Source organism: Endozoicomonas sp. SESOKO4, assembly GCF_024606275.1.
On record NZ_JAHHPS010000171.1, the window covers coordinates 1 to 3,275 of the forward strand.

The 3,275-nt window shown below is 47.0% G+C and carries 2 protein-coding genes; both read right to left on the bottom strand.

All coding sequences use genetic code 11. From position 1 onward, the window contains the following. Positions 1-2,675 (bottom strand): hypothetical protein (locus tag KDK16_RS03175; protein WP_257253567.1); only part of this gene is annotated, 2,675 nt, incomplete at its 3' end. Positions 2,676-3,040: 365 nt separating this feature from the next. Continuing rightward, positions 3,041-3,275: hypothetical protein (locus KDK16_RS03180; protein ID WP_257274644.1), on the bottom strand; the 235-nt coding region annotated here is incomplete at its 5' end.

Genomic DNA, 3,275 nt, shown 5'->3' on the forward strand with positions numbered 1-3,275 from the left:
GTAGCCTCCAGGGATGGTTTGTCAGTGGCTACCTCTTCCCCGGTAGCCTCCAGGGCTGGTTTGTCAGTGGCTACCTCTGGTTCAGGAATGTATCGGGGTTCAGATCCCCGGGCGATTTGTCGGTCAAGCTCATTCTCAATGGCGGCAATACGCTCATCAACGTATGGCCGACCCGCCATATCAACGCCTCTATCCAGCCACCGGAGTTTTGCTTCAATGAGCCCGATCTTATCCTCCTCATTGAAACAACGCTCGCAGTTAATGTTGAGTTGACGAGCAATTTTATTGTTTCTCTCTCTTCTGAAATCTTTACTGCCATGGATGTCGTTTGCTTCTTTGTCTAATGCCTGAATTTTGCTTTTTAGGGCATTCTTCTGGTGCTTCAGGCTGGTACCTTTGTCAAATTCTACTTTCAGAACTAAAGCCAGTTCTGCAACTGTATCCTTGCCTCTTTCTTTAGCAGCAGGGTTTTCACTCTTGTCGATGTTCAGCTCGTTTTCTACAGCTTCAAGCATCCTTTCCTGTTGTCTTAAAACACGCGCATCCGGTAGCGGGTCGTCGACATAAAGGTCAAGAAAATCTCGAAGGTTCCAGGCTCTTGCTTTCTCGTCGTTGCTCCACTCCATGTCTATTTTCCAGATGAAAGCTTCCATCTCACGAAGCATGTATTCCGGGATTTCACAGTCAAATATATGGCGAACTCTGTTAAGTCTTGTTACTTTGTTATCCTCTTTGTTAACTTCGATTTCTAATATTTCTTCTACTCTTTCCAGTGTATCCAGAGCCTCCTGTTCTGCCTCTTCTATGGCTTTTGTTGCGTATGAGTGAATGTTCTCAGAAATGGCGTTACGACGATGATACACATCGTCCTTGCTATTGAGTCCATCCATCTTTAGGGCTTTTTCCACTGCAGTCAGTTTCTCAAGTACTTCAGGCATGGTTTCGGGGTGGGCTGGTCTTCGATCAATTTCTTCTTCCGAACCTGCAATTGTCTCAGGTTGTTGACGCTGACCTTGTTCCCGGTCAGTGATTGATATAAGTTTTTGAGCAAGTTCCGACATTCTCAAGCTTTGCCTGATACTTTGAGAGGCTGATGCCAGTGTGTGCTCTGTCAATTCATTTTGCTTTGCGAGCAATGCCTCTGTTGTCCTGAGGTTCTCTAACTGGTTTTCTATCTCCAGTAGCTGCCCGACAAAGTCGCCGATCACTTTGGCCACAAAGCCCTCGTTCTGGCCGGAAGAATCATCAAAAGGATCATTAAAATCACCGCCATACGGATTGGTGCGAAAGGGCGCAACTTCGTGAATAGTCTGAACAAGGTGCCGGTTAGTCAGGAAATTTCTAAGAACAGGTTTGAAGCCGAAGTGTCTTAACAGTTGAATATGCAGCCAGGTTGGCGTGATGTACTGCGAAGTGAAACTGACGTGTGTCATTGTGAATTCGACTTCATCTGCTCCATCTGAAGTAGCACTGGCCAATGCCTGCTGAAGATTTTCAAAGAATGCAAGCTCTACTACCTTATCATCGTATTCTTCACCGATGTCGAGTCCGGCATCGTGCTTTGCAGATAAACCCTCCAGTATCGTCATCTGCCTGCTTCGAATGATGTACCGGTAGCTTTTGACTTTGTCTTTTTTAACCTTTGCCGTGTACTTATGATCATAACCGATATGCCCCTCCCAGACGTCACGGAGCCCTTCAACGAGAGCGATATCGGTGGGGTTCTGTTTCTGACCACGGAAAACAATAATATCTCCCGGAGTCTCAGTCACTTCCAGTTTTGGATAACCAGCAGGTACAGCATAAGCCTGGGTCTCATCCTCGACGTGTACAACATAGCCGACGGGTTGATGGTATGACAAAAAATCCTCCAGAGCTCCCCGTTGTAGATCTTTCCCGAGAACATGAACCCGGGTATAGGCAGAGGTGGCCGCTGCGAAAAGCGCATCATCATTGACAAAAAGCGATTGACCCAGTCGCTTTAACTCAGGAGGCTGATCACCTGCTGCGATAAAACGCATGAAAGTGCGCCCGTTCACTTCAACCTTGTCTACCTCAAGGGTGGCAAGGGCAACATAGCTATCGGCTCCGCCAAGCTTTCCTGCTATTTTATTCGCACCTTTCAGCACTCCCACCAGATTAACGGGGCTGGCCATTCCAGTAAACGGTTCTAATGTCCAGGTGTCTCCTGATTGAGCGCAAACAGTCTCAATTGAATCCTGATGGGTCATACTGTCTCTGACTTCGATAAGCAGTTTCTCTTCTGCAAGGTTATGGGTAAACCTGAAGACCCCTTCATTACCTACCTTCAGGACTTTGGTGTACTTCAGAGCAACGTCATTCTCGTCTGTTTCAAACTGATCAACACTGGAAACGCCACCCTCGATGCCAGAAAGGACGTCTGTGAAGCCTTCAGAAGGAATGTCATAGCCTGCTCTGACTTCGGTCTGGTCAGGATAGGTAGTGGTAAAGGATTTAGGTATTGGCTGCGAGTCATCATCCAGAGTTGGCTTAACGATGACCTCGCTCTGGGTAAACTCTACCTGTTCATTGCCCGAAATATCGACAGATTTTGTCTGCAGCTTGCGATCGGCCAGTGCGTCTGTAGCCATGATGGAGGAGCTGATGGCAACTGCTACTGCAAGGCTTAATGCATTGGGGCGGGCATGTGTCATGGTATTACCTCGAGGCTGGGTATTTTTATTACTGTGAAAAGCGATTGCCACACCGGGGGAGGAAGCGACTTATTAATCGCTTACGGCTGTCAATTGCTTATCTGAGTAGCTTCAAGGCTTTTCTACCGGAGCAGTCTCTGTGGGCTCAGAAGGAAAGGTTACACTTGACGCCAGCACTGGTGTTTCATTAGTCAACTGTCTGGTAATCATGTTAGTTGTTTGTTGCGTGATTAATTCACCATAGCTTTCCTACTTGTCCCACTTCTCATCAGCTTTAATTTGGTCGCCAGAGATGGCAGTCAAAAAGCTTGATTGATGGAGATTCCTCTTGTCATTAACAGGCGTTTTCTACTATCGCCCAGCTGCTACTCGTGGAAGGCACCAAAAGTGTAGAAGTAAGGAATACTTTCTGCATGGGAAAAAGACCATTTGGGCATAATTTCCCTGAAATATTTCTCCCAGCCATTTTCATACGTTGCCATGGTGCGATCACGTCGTTCACGGAACTGAAGATAATGCTCGTTCCGGGTCCAGCCATACATCGCGTTGTTGGCTTTAACACGGTTTGCATAGTCTTCATCGGTTTCACCATAGTGTTGA